At 61.1% G+C, this 11,288-nt stretch carries 14 protein-coding genes; all 14 read right to left on the bottom strand.

Annotated features, from left to right (window positions below; genetic code table 11):
* Positions 1–2: 2 nt before the first annotated feature.
* Positions 3–599 carry a hypothetical protein gene (locus EOM25_04365; protein NCC24426.1) on the bottom strand — a complete coding sequence of 199 codons (597 nt, stop codon included), beginning with the start codon at positions 597–599 and terminating at the stop codon, positions 3–5.
* Positions 600–658: 59 nt separating this feature from the next.
* Positions 659–1,168, bottom strand: a complete 510-nt coding sequence (locus EOM25_04360; GenBank protein ID NCC24425.1) for a hypothetical protein — start codon at positions 1,166–1,168, stop codon at positions 659–661.
* Between the two features lie 23 nt (positions 1,169–1,191).
* Complete coding sequence (locus tag EOM25_04355) at positions 1,192–2,130, bottom strand: hypothetical protein (protein NCC24424.1); 939 nt, start codon at positions 2,128–2,130, stop codon at positions 1,192–1,194.
* Positions 2,131–2,252: 122 nt separating this feature from the next.
* Positions 2,253–2,978, bottom strand: a complete 726-nt coding sequence (locus tag EOM25_04350; GenBank protein ID NCC24423.1) for a hypothetical protein — start codon at positions 2,976–2,978, stop codon at positions 2,253–2,255.
* Between the two features lie 71 nt (positions 2,979–3,049).
* Positions 3,050–3,367 carry a hypothetical protein gene (locus tag EOM25_04345; protein ID NCC24422.1) on the bottom strand — a complete coding sequence of 106 codons (318 nt, stop codon included), beginning with the start codon at positions 3,365–3,367 and terminating at the stop codon, positions 3,050–3,052.
* A 247-nt stretch (positions 3,368–3,614) separates the two neighbouring features.
* Entirely contained in the window at positions 3,615–3,797 is a 183-nt protein-coding gene (locus EOM25_04340) for a hypothetical protein (protein ID NCC24421.1), read from the bottom strand.
* Between the two features lie 47 nt (positions 3,798–3,844).
* A complete protein-coding gene (locus EOM25_04335) occupies positions 3,845–5,986 on the bottom strand; it encodes a hypothetical protein (GenBank protein NCC24420.1) in 2,142 nt (713 codons plus the stop codon).
* A 9-nt stretch (positions 5,987–5,995) separates the two neighbouring features.
* Entirely contained in the window at positions 5,996–7,624 is a 1,629-nt protein-coding gene (locus EOM25_04330) for a hypothetical protein (GenBank protein ID NCC24419.1), read from the bottom strand.
* Positions 7,625–7,680: 56 nt separating this feature from the next.
* Positions 7,681–8,031, bottom strand: coding sequence for a hypothetical protein (locus EOM25_04325; protein NCC24418.1), 351 nt, complete (start codon positions 8,029–8,031; stop codon positions 7,681–7,683).
* Between the two features lie 11 nt (positions 8,032–8,042).
* Positions 8,043–8,540, bottom strand: coding sequence for a hypothetical protein (locus tag EOM25_04320; GenBank protein ID NCC24417.1), 498 nt, complete (start codon positions 8,538–8,540; stop codon positions 8,043–8,045).
* Positions 8,540–9,193: a hypothetical protein gene (locus tag EOM25_04315; protein NCC24416.1), complete on the bottom strand. Its 654-nt coding sequence runs from the start codon at positions 9,191–9,193 to the stop codon at positions 8,540–8,542. Before EOM25_04315 ends, EOM25_04320 begins: the two co-directional genes overlap by 1 nt.
* A 231-nt stretch (positions 9,194–9,424) precedes the next feature.
* A complete protein-coding gene (locus tag EOM25_04310) occupies positions 9,425–9,715 on the bottom strand; it encodes a hypothetical protein (protein ID NCC24415.1) in 291 nt (96 codons plus the stop codon).
* Positions 9,708–10,226 (bottom strand): hypothetical protein, encoded by a 519-nt coding sequence (locus EOM25_04305; GenBank protein ID NCC24414.1) that lies wholly within the window; start codon positions 10,224–10,226, stop codon positions 9,708–9,710. Before EOM25_04305 ends, EOM25_04310 begins: the two co-directional genes overlap by 8 nt.
* Before the next feature lies 1 nt (position 10,227).
* Positions 10,228–10,659, bottom strand: a complete 432-nt coding sequence (locus tag EOM25_04300) for a hypothetical protein (GenBank protein ID NCC24413.1) — start codon at positions 10,657–10,659, stop codon at positions 10,228–10,230.
* Positions 10,660–11,288 lie beyond the last annotated feature (629 nt).

Below are 11,288 nucleotides of genomic sequence, written 5' to 3'. Positions count from 1 at the left end.
GCCTAGCCTCCTCGTTGGGCGGGGGAAGAATGGGAGACCTTCCCCTTCACGGTGCGGGTGAATTTTGGCTTGGCGGGCCGAGCAGCCTCTCCGGGAACGGCGATCAGGTTGGCATCCCGAACGTTCTCCAGTTCCCTGAGAATCTCGTCCTCCGTGGCCTCCATCTCCTCTGCGGTCTTCCGCCGGAGAGCCAGGGCCTCCGGGTCCAGGGGGTCGGAAACAGCGTCCAGAGCACCAAGAGGATCCTCCGGGTCGATCAGTTTCCGCAGCCGCTCCCCGTCCCCGCCGTCCCCTGGGGTCCAGATGGCAGACATGGGATTCCCGCACTCGGGACAGTACTTGCACCCCCGAGGAACGTTCTGCAGGCATCGGTCACAGACCGTAGTCTTCTTCTCCGGCTCCGGAGGGGCGAGAGCCCGAATCACGTCTCCGGTCACGCTGTAGTTGTTCTTCCGGAGCCAGGACACATCCGCCGGGAGCGGCATTCCGTTCATGGCGTAGGGTCGGCCCCGGGAGATGACCACCCCCTCCTGGGAATCCGCCTTGAAGACCATGTGTCCGGGGGGAAACTTCCGGGGATCGATCCAGCCTTCTTTCACAAGTCACCTCTCAGTAGGTAGAGGGGGTGGCCCCCGAAAGGACCACCCCCCAGGTGGGTCTAGCTCTGCGACGGCCGCCGAACCAGAATGGCGTAGGGGAACACCGTGCGGTCGCCTGCTCCGGTTCCCTGCGTGTTCACCTTCCACTCCAGCAACTCTCCGCCGGCAATGACCGGGTAGGAGGGGGCGGAGGCGAGGTTGGACGCCGCAGGGATGTTGTTGCAGGAGGTTTCCGCGCAGTCGTGGGCCGCGTGGCTGGCCACCGAGGTTGCCAGAGCCACAGCCCCCGCAACTTCAATGTCGTCCCCAGCGATCTCCACTTCCATCGATCCGGCAACGGTCTGAGCCCCGCCTGCGGCAGCGTAGGTAAAGCCGAAAGCCAAGACCAGACACTCCCCGAAGTAGTCCGGAAGGGCGTACTGCCCCAGGGAAGTTCCGCCGGCGGCGGCCAAGTCTCCCGCAGTGATGCTGTTCATCGGACGCACCACGAACGGAACGTTATACATGGGGTGGGAATGACCGCGAAGCTGCCCGCTGTAGTCACTCCCGGAAGCGCGAGAGAGAGCCATGTTTCCAAGTCTCCTTTCTAGAACTAGGTCAGGGAGTGAACACGGATCATGCGGGCAACGCCGTCCGTGGAGTAGTCCCAGGTCTTTTTCCAGGCACCGTAGTAGACCCAGCGCAGACCGCGATCACGGCCGTAGTCGGAGCCCAGCTTGGCCTGGATTTCCTCGGGGTAGATGGTGATTTCGAGCACAGCATCAGACCCGATGTAGATGGCTTCCCCGTTGGAAGCCGCCAGGGCGTTGTCCAGGGCGTTGGTCTCCCGGATGAAGCGGCAGTTGTAGAGTTCGCCCACCTCTCCCCGGAAGAACTTGCCCGAGTTCTCAGGCGTAACCACCCGCTCCCACCTCCCGTCCTCGAAGAACGAGCGAAGGAAGGAGGTGGAGCCTACGGACGCGTAGCCAACGTCATCGTAGAACGGGATCTGGTAGGTCCCGGTCATCAGATCCACGACGTTCATGTGGTCCCACATGTTGAACCGGCGGGTAGCGGAAGCCAGAGCCACTCCGGCGGTTCCCAGGGTGTAGGACGGAGACGACGCAGTTCCCGTAGGGGTGTAGACCAGATCCGCAGAACGGAACTGGGCGGCAGCCGCCTTGTCCAGGGTCCTGGCCATCGAGTTGGTCAGGGCCTTGATGATGTTGTTGTAGACATCCAGCTTCGCAAGAATATCCAACCGCCAGGAGAAGTCGATCCCGAGGGTGTACTCGGCGGCGGTCACGGTGTCCTTGCTGAAGGTCAGGTTCGAGGTGGGAACGGTCTCGTCTTCGGCCACCACTCGCCCGTCATCGGCGTCACCAACCTTGGTGTACTGGAGCACGTCTCCCTGATGCATCCCGAAGGACACCTCGGGGGTAGAGAGGGGGCGGAACCGCATCCGGGGCTGTGCCCGGAGTCGCATGTTCCGGCTGAGTTCCGGGGAGGTGAGATACCCCCCCAAACTGTCGGTCATCCAAACCAGAGCCATTCTTGGGCCCTCCTTCCGTGTAGGTCTTTTCTCGACTCGAACGGTATCAGCGTCCGAACCGGGTCAGGATCCCACACGGGGGCAGGGCACCTACCTCGGTTCCATCCGCGAAAAGTATACTACTATTTTCGCTTTTCTGCTTGTCTCTTGAAGTACTCGCCGTAGGTCAGGGCGTCGGACCCGCCGTGGGGCTCGGCCTTGCGGGCCTCCAGGTCCATCGTCCTTGCCTTCCGATCATGTTCGGCGTCGGCTCGGCGCATCTCGTCGGTGTAGAAACCGACCTGCCCCGCTGCTCCTCCTTCGTCCGGGCGGAAGCGGTTGTCCCCGCCTCCGCTCTGACCCCCGGTCGGGATGCCCCCCATCGGGCGCTTGGGATCAAAGGGCTGCCTTGGAGCCCATCCTCGGGAGATCCAGTCCCCAACCGTGGAATGCAGGGCCCGCATCTTCTCCTCGAAGGGACGCCCCGACATCATCTGGTCGATCCTCTGGAACTCCACCAGGGCGTCGTTGTAGTAGGGGGCCAACTGGGGGTTCCCGATGAACTCGTCTGCAGCCTGCTGCTGCTTCTTGCTCAACTCCTGGAGATAGGCGATCTCCTGAACCCGCTTCTTCTGGTACAGGGTATCGAAGTCGGAAGGCGCAATCGGGGCGGCTTCCTGCTGCGGGGGGCTGGAGGGAGTAGTCTCCGGAGTCTGGCTCTTCCAACTATCCCAGGAAAATTGGGGCTCCTGAGTGCCTGCGGACGAAATGTTGTTCACCACTGTCTTCACCTGTTCCTGGAGGGTCTGAACCCTCCGTTTTGTGCCGTTCAATTCGTACTTGGAAGGGGTGCGCTCCTGGTGCATCATCTGGCGGAGGTTCTCGTTCTCCTGCCGGAGGGCAGAAATCGGATCCTCCGCCCACGGAAACACAGCCACGCCTACACCATGATTTCTCGGGGTCCTTCGGTATTCTCTTGAAGATCCCCGACCAATGCCCCCACCAGAAGATCCAGGGCTTGGAGCAGGGCCTGGACGGAGATTCTCTCCTGCTCCGTGGTACACAGCAACAGGGAGGGGGTGTTGGAGTACCCCCTCCCTGTGGCCAGACGAAGCGCAATTCTATCCCGGGCATCCAGGATTCTCCGCACAGTTCCGTTGATGGAAATGACCTCCAGGTCTCCGGAGTTATCCCCAAGGATTTGCCGCAGCATTTCCTCGTGAACAATTCCTCCCTGGCGGGGGACTCCTCCTGACATGCGGGACTCCTTGCTAATCGGGCTTCGGGTAGCTCTTCTGGGAGTTCCCGTCCACCTTGGTCTTGGTCAGCTTGTTGTTCCCGTCCACCTCGATCAGGGTGGTAGGACGGGGAGCGGAAACTTTACCGTCGGCCATGTCCACCTCCTACTTTTTCTTCTTCTTGTCCGGTTTCGGGGGGAAGCCGGGGGGCATTCCGCCCTTCTTGGGGATCCCTTTGCCCTTCTTGTAGGCCATTCGCTGTCCCTCCTAGTCGAAGTTCGACTTCACCACGCGGAACCCCTTGAGAACCTCGGGGTCCTCGCATCCGGGGTTGCCGTTGAAGTTCACCTCGTACTGCTTGTCGATCACGTTCGGGTTGCGAAAACGGGGATCGCCCTCGGAGAAGGGATCCGGTTCCAGTTCCAGGGGCTTTCCCGGGCGAGTTTCCATGCTAGTATCCCCTTTCTGTAGAGTCTACGCCAACCCCTTCCCTGCCGTCAACGGATTCCCATTTCTGGACCCCCGGGAGGAGGGGTCGGTAGGGACGGAGGCACGTCCGGTATGTCCTGCACCCCCGTCATGGCCTGGATGGCCTGCTGCATCGGGATCGGCTGGTCCACCGTGTCCTTGTCGTTGGGCCACAGAAACTCGTCAATCGGAAGCTCCAGGGCCCGGAAGAACTCTTCCGTGAACCTATGCCACTTCACGCGGGCAGCCATCATCGGGACCGCCTGTGCGGAAGACGCCACCATCGACAACTTCTCCAACCGCTCCCGGCGGTTCTCCACGGCGTCAAAGACCTCTACCTTGAAGGTGAACGCCCGCCCCAACTCCCGCAGACGACGGGAGGCCGACCAGGACTTCATTTCGGTCAACTGCTTGATCAAGGGGGAGTCCCCGGCGGGAGGCTCGGGACCCTGCTGCTGGGGAGGGGCAGCTTCCGGCGGCATTCCCGGCGGGACCATCTCCGGCTGTGGTTGCTGGGGAGTTCCGGGGTTCAGTCCCTGGACCTTTTCCTCGATGTAGGTCTCCCACATCTGCTGTGGGATGTACTGCAGGGTCAACAGGTATGCTTGGCGTAGGGCGGGGCGGAACAGGCCATCCACCATGTTCTTGAAAATCTGGCGCATCAGACCGCCGGCAACCGCCGACCTCTCCTTGAATTCCTGGGCCGAGATGCGGTTCCTGGTGCGCGGGGCCGCTCCGGTATCGGCAAGACCGATGAATCCGTCCTTTTCCTGGCGGTACATCCCCAAGACGTTCCACACCCCGGACCCAGGATCTGGAACCTGGGAACGAGCGATTGCCGGGACCGCGCCTCCCTTTTTCTCGGTCAGCAGTACCTTCCCGGGACTGATCCCGGAGGTCAACTGGTTCCCGTATCTGCTGGACAGCAGGTCCAAGTCCACCTCGGTGGGCGGATTGATGGCTTGCTGGAGGTAGTCCAGCATCATGTTCAGGATCTCCACCCACGCATCCATCGGATCGATGCAGGTGGAGATCAGGCTCTTCCCGTAGGCCGCGAAGGGAATCCGCAGCAGGGGGGTCACGATCAGGGGAATTTCCTTATGCCAGAAGGGGGAAGGCTCCGGCCCCCAGACCAGATGCTTCTTGTTGGCGACGATGTAGTAGGCCAGACCATCCGGTCCCATCTTCCGCCCCTCGTTGTTGTAGAGGGACCCCCACAGGTGGGTCAGATGGATGGTATCCCGGCGACCCTGCCCGTAGGCGTCATCAGCGTCCCGACGAACACGCATGGTTTCCGCATCGGGATCCATCCCCGTATCGTCCTTGGCCAACGCCGAGGCAATGGTTTCGTCGATGTACTTCCATCCCCGGGTTTCAGCTTCTGCCCGGAACTCGTCCGGAGTCATGGATTGGGTCCACAGAACGTAACGGTTGCGTCCAGTGGAGTCCTTCCACACCATCCGAGGGTTGAACGCCTCGAACCGCACCCTGAATGCCTGCCCCCAGTCCTTCATCTCAGGGGCAGCTTGTTCCTGGGGAGTGCCCAGAGCCGCCCCGAACCCGTAGTTGGGGATGTAGCCGGAGTCCTCGGCCGAGGCTTCCTCCTGCAGGGGGTCCATGCTCGGAGTCCCATCCACCTCGGGGATCACGAGCATGGCCATGTTCTCCGCCAGCAGACCGGAGAAAACCAGATCGTAGACAACCGTATTGAAGTGGTCCCCGTGGTCGGAATTCGGGTAGAGAGACATGCGGGTCAACTCAACCGGAACGTCCACCAGGGGGGCGAACTTCCGGTTCATCGGCTTCACCGCGAACCAACCCTCCCCGGCCTCGATCAGGGGCTTCGTGATTTCCCAGGTCAGCTTCAGGGTCTTCTGCAGCACCTCCGGAAGGGTGCGCTTGGACTGCCAACCCATTTTCCGGGAAAAGTCGTAGCGCCCGTTCACCCGATCCCAGGCGATGTTCCAGAAGTACTCGTGAGGCTGTCGAACCTGATGCTCGTGGTTCAGGGTGTCCACCAGGGCATCCACCAGGGCGTCGTCGTCCTCCTCCAGAATGTCTTGGGGCATGGGCGGAGGAGGGGCCTCCATCCCGTCCAGGATGGCCATAGGGTCCCCCAAGGACATGGGGGTAAGACTCCGCACCGAAGTCCTGGACCCGAAGTCGTCCATGCCAACCTCCTAGAACGAGTAACTCGGGGACGGGATTCCCGTCCCTTCCATGAGTTCTCCGAAGTCTACTTCACTTCGCGGGTCTTCCACATAGAACCTACCTGTTTCGGGATCGGTATGCAACTTGGAGAAAACATCCGACCTCTGCGTCCGGACCGCCCGCATGGTGTAGTCCTCCTTGCGGGCCTTCCGGCGGTGGATCACCCCATAGCGAAGGGCGTCGAAAATATGTTCGTATTTCCCGTCCTTCAGGGGTCGCACCTGATCTTCCAGGAGAGCCCGAGGATCCTGGACATACCCCAGTTCGAACCCGTCAATGACATCCTGGGTGAAATCGTTGTCGTCCACCAGGATCAGGGGCTGCACCCCGGATCTCCCGTAGTTGTAGTTCGAGGCCAGGAGGTCCGCAGTCAGGTTGATCCCATACTCGACGGAACTCCTGGTGTGGCGGGGATGAATCCCCATTGCTTCCAGAATGTCGATGGCCGTCTGGTCGGAGACCCCACCGTTGGCCTTCTGGGCTCCTGCCGGGTCGCAGAAGGAGAGGAACTCGGCGTTGGGGAGCATAGACTTCACCCGGCCCAGGGTGTAGTTAGCAAACAACCGGAGAAGTTCCCGATCGCCCAGCCATGCCCCCAGGATCACGATCTGGTCGAACCTTCCGTAGTCCCGATCCTGGAAGACCAACAGGCATGGGTGGTTCCACCCGAAATCCCAACACAGGCACACCGGGCCCAGCTTCCACATCTGCTCTGCAGTCCACCGCTCGATGATGGAAGGGCGGGGCTGTCCGTCCACGGTGCGCTTGTAGACGTGGAAGTCCCGGGAGAACACGTCCTTGTATATGGGATCTCCCTTGGCCTCGGGACCGTACTCCCCCAGGATCATCCGGCGGAACAGGGCAGGACGGTGGCCGTAGATGGCGTACTGGGTTTCGATGTAGCCTGGGGCTTCTTTCTCCAGCCAGTAGCGGTTGTCTTCCATCGTCATGTGGATCTCGTGGAAGTCCAGGGGGTTGTCCTGCTTGTTCTCCCGGAAGAACCTCACCAACCAATGGTTTTCGGGGGGCGGGTTGATCGGGTAGAACATGAAGCGACTCTTCACCCCGGACGCCTCTCGGAGACGCTGGGGGACGGTCTCCACGGCCGCCTGCATGATGGAGTCCGCCTCTTCCAGGGTGGCCCCGGAGAACTCCGTCGAGCCGAGACCCTTGGCAACGTCGGTCAAGCTGGTCTGCACAATCGCGTTGGCGGACCAGAACTGCCAAGCCGACCCGTTGGGTAGTTCAATGTAGGCGGGCTGCTTCCCGTGGGTGCAAGGGACTTGATGGCGCTTCAGGAACTTCCGGATCTGGGTCCAGATCGAGGTGATGATCTCGTCGTGGGTGTTCCGGAGTCCAAGCCAGTGGGCTCCCGGGTACTCGTCCAGGGTCTTCAGGGTCCAGGCATGGGCGGCAATCGACTTCCCGGAGCCGACCGAGCCCCGAAGCATGATGTGCTGGACCCGGTTCGAAGGGGGGTTCGAACACAGGTCGTACATCATCTTCTGCTTGGGGTTCTTGGTCCAATCGAAGTTCTTGTAGAAGATACGGGTCATGGCGATGGTCTGCCGGAGGGTCTCCGCCAGCCTCTGGACCATGTATCCGTATGGGTCCCGTGGGACCTCGGACAGCCGGACTTCCCGGATGGTCCCCACTATCGCTTCAACAGGTTGTAGATGCGATCCAGGACACCGATCACTTGTGTCACGTCCTGGACCCCAAACCCGTCCTTCAGGCCGTTGATCAGAGCGAACAGATCCCGGAGAACGTCTACGAACTCGTCCATTCTCTCCGCCGGAATCTTGGGGAACCCGGAGAGAAGACCGACCCCGCTGATGAAGCGGATCAGGAAATGAATGTCCGCCTCGTCGAACCCGCTCAGGCGCAAGGCCAGCACCGATTCGTACTCCAGGGGGTAGATCTTCATCTTCCCTTGGTTGAAGGGGTCGTAGGTCAGTTCGACACTCTCGGCCGGCCCGAAGAAATCCTGCTTGACGATGCCCATGTGCGCCTCCCTCAGATGCCTTTCGTCCAGATCATGGTGAAATCCAGGTAGTCGTCGTCCGGGTAGTAGCCGTCCAGGGGCCGCACAGGGCGGTTGGGGGTGCTTTTCCGCACCCAGCGCAGGGACTTCACCAGTCGGGCAAGTCCTTCCTCGGCTACCCGCACGCACCCAAAGGTGGGCGTATAGAGGGTCCGGCCGGCGTGGATGCTGATTCCCGCCCGCCCGATTCCGGTTTCCTGGTTCTCCAGGTCGATCAGATCGATGCAGTAGTCCCCGAAAACCAGATGTTCCTCGAAGGAAATGGTGTAGATGGTCCCCAGCCGGTAGCGCCCCGGCGGGGTATCTCCGCCGGTCCAGCCCCATCCGGGCCCGTTGGCTCCGTAGCCATGGGCCATAATGGTCCACCGAGGTTCCGACTCCCCCACCATGAAGAGCTTCAACTTCCCCGGACGGACAACGGCAGAGTCGGGGTTGCAGGCAAGAACAAGGTGTCCGCGCATGGTGGCCATCAGATGTAGTCGATAATCCCTTCTGGCAGGCTGGGCATCATTTCCGAGGATAGGGCTTCGGCCCGAACCAGGATGTTCCCCCACAGGTTCCGGGGAACGGAGGGAATCAGAATGTCCCGGATCAAGCGCATGAAGAGTTCATCTTCGTTGGACTCGATCTTGATCGTCATCCCCTCCGTGACCTTCTTCCACTCCGAGGCCATCTTTCCCAGGGCGACCACCATATCCCGCAGGGCGGCGGCGTGTGCCTTGTCCAGGTCCAGGATCGGGAAGTGCTCGTTCAACATCCGGGCCAGAATGCCTCGCATCCACTCCCGAACAGGCGTCTTCGAGCCCTCAGGGACCGGACAGGCAGCCGACCACAGGTATCCGTCGAAGGAGGTCAGCATCTTGCGCCCCAGTTCGACCACCATTGCTTCCCGCCGAACCTCGATGGACTGCTGGAGCTTCACCCGCAGGTAGCGGAGATAGGCGATTTCCTGGGTTATGTCGGTCAGCCGTGGGTCGTCCAGCAGGGTGGAGAACAACTCCCGGTCTTCTTCCGGGATGCCTGCTTGCTCTGCCAGCATCCGGGTCCGGTTGGATACGGGTTCGGGCTCGGGGGCGTCCAGGGCCAGAACGTCCAGAAAATCAAGAGGGTCTTCAGTCGCCATGATGTTACTGTAGAGAAAGACCGAGGAGAAAGCAAGAACCCTTCCCCTGGAGTGTGGAGGCACGTTGGGAGGAAGGGTTCTTCTCCCCCAGGCACAGCAGGGGAGGTTACAGAGGTGCGTAACGGGGATCGCTTCCCCACCCTCCGAGCATCTCCTGCCGGGCCGGGACAAAAAAAAGACCCCCAGGTGGGAGCCTGGGGGTGAGAGAGAGGAGAATCAGACAGTTACAGTCTACACGGTCTTCCTGTCGTTTGCAAACTGCTCCCGGCCGGACCGGGCGATGTGCAGGCAGGCCCCGAAGTTCACCATGCTGTCCAGCATGGTCTGCTGCATCCGGGCGAAGTCTTCGCGTTGGTGGTCCATTTTCTGCTGCATGTTCTGCAGTCCCCGGTTCAGGTCCAGGATGGCCTCTCGGTAGGCGGTGCACCCCGGGCAGGCCGGCGGGTCGGGATCAGACGCCGGAGGAGAAGGGGGCAAGTCTTCGGTGTAGTCCAGGTCCAGGTCGTAGTTGTAGTCAGTCATCGGCTTCCTCCAGGAGTTCCACGGTCTTCAGGATGCACACCAGGGCCAGCTGGGCGAACTGTTCCTTCCAGGACATCCCCCCCTCCCGGGGGGCTGCCGGAGGGGGGACCAAGGCGGCGACAGGGATTTCCTTGGTCTTGCGGAGTTCCGGCTTGGGCTTGGTGGGCTTCTGCTTCGGGAAGGGAAGGGTGGACCCGTTCTCCCGAGCCCAGGCGATCACGTCATTGGCGTTGTAGACTTCGGCTCCGGCCGCCTTGGCGAGCCTCCATGCCTCGACCAGATTGTCCTCTTCCGGTGTGCTGGGCTGGCGGGGGATTCCCCGAGGCCAGCCGCCTTTTTTGCTCTTTCCCATTTCGCACCTCTCTTCTTCCTTGATCACGAACAATGCCGAGCAAGGTTCGCAGCACTTGAACAATCCGCCCCCGGGCATGATTTTCTCTTTCAACATTCCGGTGCAGAAAGGGCACACCCCTTCTTCCACCAGAACCACTTCCCGCTGGGTGAACTCCATTTCACACGTCCCTCTCCGACATCATCCGCAGCCGCCGCACCAGGAAGAGAATGTCCTGGGATTTCCGCTCCGAGACCCGGGAATCGGCGACTCGGATTTCTTCCCTGGCTTCTTCCAGGTCCTGTTGGAGAAGTTCCACTTCGGCTCGTGCTTCGTCCCGCATGGTCTTCATCTTGTGGAACTCTTCGATGTTGTCCTTGTGCTTCTCGGCCAGCCCGTTGTATCTCTCTTCCAGCCGCGCCATTCCGTTCCCCAGTTGGGTGAGGGTCTCGGTACGCTTTTTCAGCAGTTCCTCCGCCTCGGCGAGTTTCCGGGAGAGACGCCGATTTTCCTGCAGGGTCGCATCGCGCTCTTCCTTGGCTGTCAGGGGTTCCTCCCCCAACGCGGTGTAGGGGTTATCCGGGGAGCAGGGGTTGTTAGGTTTGTCTTCCATGAACACGCACCTCCATGAGTTGATTGTAGGGTCTTCTACGTAGGGTTGCAATACTCCTTCCGGGGGTAGGGTGGGTATTTTCTTCAATCCTGTCCCGGTGTGGGGGTGGGGGAGCCCCAGGAAAGATGCGAGCCCGATCCCGCCTTTTTGACGCATTTATACAGCAGACGATGGGTAGTGCTCTGTATACATAGGGATGGTCGGGAGGCAGGCATTTTGCAGGTGGGAGGCTCTGGATGCATGTAAACCTAAATGGGGATCGGTATTTATCCGGGTGAGGGCTCTGTATACATATAAACCGGGATGGGGCTCGGTATTTTTTTAGGGCGAGGCACAAGAAAGGGGGTGGGGGTATAAGCAGCCCCCGCCCCCGCCGCCTGCAGCCCCGTTCCGGTGAGACCACCCGACTCGCTGACCGGCCAGTCAGTCAGCGAAACCCCTCCCCTCCCCCTCAAACGCGCGCATAGGGGCCCCTATTCTCGCATCTAAACCCCCTCCACCCTTCCCCGAGGGGCAAAACAGGTTTCGGCAGGGAAAGGGCCTGGGAGGGGCTTCTGCGCATTCCCCATCCTGGGAGGGGTCCTGGGAGGGGTTCCTGGGAGGGGTTCCTGGGAGGGGTTCCTGGGAGG

This window comes from Deltaproteobacteria bacterium, assembly GCA_009929795.1.
Taxonomy (GTDB): domain Bacteria; phylum Desulfobacterota; class Desulfovibrionia; order Desulfovibrionales; family Desulfomicrobiaceae; genus RZZR01.
Note: the sequence above shows the minus strand (reverse complement) of the source record. Positions and strands in the feature narration are given on the sequence as shown.

Coding starts and splice junctions, on each gene's coding strand:
- EOM25_04360 (NCC24425.1), bottom strand. CDS start 1,168: ATGGCTCTCTCTCGCGCTTCCGGGAGTGACTACAGCGGGCAGCTTCGC.
- EOM25_04355 (NCC24424.1), bottom strand. CDS start 2,130: ATGGCTCTGGTTTGGATGACCGACAGTTTGGGGGGGTATCTCACCTCC.
- EOM25_04350 (NCC24423.1), bottom strand. CDS start 2,978: ATGATGCACCAGGAGCGCACCCCTTCCAAGTACGAATTGAACGGCACA.
- EOM25_04345 (NCC24422.1), bottom strand. CDS start 3,367: ATGTCAGGAGGAGTCCCCCGCCAGGGAGGAATTGTTCACGAGGAAATG.
- EOM25_04340 (NCC24421.1), bottom strand. CDS start 3,797: ATGGAAACTCGCCCGGGAAAGCCCCTGGAACTGGAACCGGATCCCTTC.
- EOM25_04335 (NCC24420.1), bottom strand. CDS start 5,986: ATGGACGACTTCGGGTCCAGGACTTCGGTGCGGAGTCTTACCCCCATG.
- EOM25_04330 (NCC24419.1), bottom strand. CDS start 7,624: ATGGTCCAGAGGCTGGCGGAGACCCTCCGGCAGACCATCGCCATGACC.
- EOM25_04325 (NCC24418.1), bottom strand. CDS start 8,031: ATGGGCATCGTCAAGCAGGATTTCTTCGGGCCGGCCGAGAGTGTCGAA.
- EOM25_04320 (NCC24417.1), bottom strand. CDS start 8,540: ATGGCCACCATGCGCGGACACCTTGTTCTTGCCTGCAACCCCGACTCT.
- EOM25_04315 (NCC24416.1), bottom strand. CDS start 9,193: ATGGCGACTGAAGACCCTCTTGATTTTCTGGACGTTCTGGCCCTGGAC.
- EOM25_04310 (NCC24415.1), bottom strand. CDS start 9,715: ATGACTGACTACAACTACGACCTGGACCTGGACTACACCGAAGACTTG.
- EOM25_04305 (NCC24414.1), bottom strand. CDS start 10,226: ATGGAGTTCACCCAGCGGGAAGTGGTTCTGGTGGAAGAAGGGGTGTGC.
- EOM25_04300 (NCC24413.1), bottom strand. CDS start 10,659: ATGGAAGACAAACCTAACAACCCCTGCTCCCCGGATAACCCCTACACC.